Origin of the sequence: Glycomyces sp. NPDC021274, assembly GCF_040641195.1 — a bacterium.
In the GTDB taxonomy this organism is placed as follows: Bacteria; Actinomycetota; Actinomycetes; order Mycobacteriales; family Micromonosporaceae; genus Glycomyces.
In genome coordinates, this window is the sequence record NZ_JBFADC010000110.1 from 1 (window position 1) to 1,133 (window position 1,133).

Genomic DNA, 1,133 nt, shown 5'->3' on the forward strand with positions numbered 1-1,133 from the left:
GGAGAGGTCCTGGCCGGACGCCTTCGAGTGCGCGTTGAGGTCGTAGTCGGTGCGGTTGGCGACGCCCTCAAGCTCGCCCCACTCCGAGCCGCCGAACTGGAAGCGGTACTCGATGTCGGCGGTGCGCTTGGAGTAGTGGGAGAGCTTCTCCTTGGGGTGCTCGTACCAGCGGACGTTCTCCTCGCGGAGACCGAGGTCGCGGTACCAGTTCCAGCGCTGCTCCATCCAGTACTCGTGCCACTGCTCGTCCTCGCCCGGCTTGACGAAGAACTCCATCTCCATCTGCTCGAACTCGCGGGTCCGGAAGATGAAGTTGCCCGGGGTGATCTCGTTCCGGAAGGACTTGCCCATCTGGGCGATGCCGAACGGCGGCTTCTTCCGGGAGGTCTGCTGGACCTGCGCGAAGTTGGTGAAGATGCCCTGGGCCGTCTCGGGGCGCAGGTAGGCGACGGAGGCGGTGTCCTGCGACGGGCCGAGGTGGGTGGAGAGCAGACCGGAGAACTGCTTGGGCTCGGTGAAGCCGCCCTTGTTGCCGCAGTGCGGGCAGTTGACGTCGGCGAGGCCGTTCTCGGGGAGCTTGCCGTGCTTGGCCTCGTACGCCTCCTCCAGGTGGTCGGCGCGGAAGCGCTTGTGGCAGGAGGTGCACTCGGTGAGCGGGTCGGTGAAGGTGGCGACGTGGCCGGACGCCTGCCACACCTCGGGAGCCAGGATCACCGACGAGTCGATGCCGACCACGTCCTCGCGGGAGGTGACCATGGCACGCCACCACTGGCGCTTGATGTTCTCCTTGAGCTCGACGCCGAGGGGACCGTAGTCCCAGGCAGCGCGGGAGCCGCCGTAGATCTCACTGCAGGGGTAGACGAAGCCACGGCGCTTGCTCAGGCTGACGATGGTATCGATCTTGTCGGCGGCCACGGTGCTCTCTTCAGTACGACGTCGGACAGTGGATAGGGGGGCGCGATGCGCCTCGATGCGGTGTGGTGATCGCGAGACGGCTGGGCGAATAGTTCAGGGTAGCGGCGGGCGTACCCCCCGGACCAAATCGATTCCGGATAGCTTCCGGCCGGTTGTCTTCACCCTGTGACCTGGCACGCACTTTGTTGACAATCATTTCCATGTTTGTTGAAAATGAC

Annotated in this window: 1 protein-coding gene; it reads right to left on the reverse strand. The window is 65.0% G+C overall.

Features of this window, described 5'->3' with window-relative positions; genetic code table 11:
• Positions 1 to 915, reverse strand: a 915-nt coding sequence (locus AB0I03_RS26955; RefSeq protein WP_360417452.1) for a glycine--tRNA ligase, incomplete at its 3' end; no start/stop codon positions are given.
• Positions 916 to 1,133 lie beyond the last annotated feature (218 nt).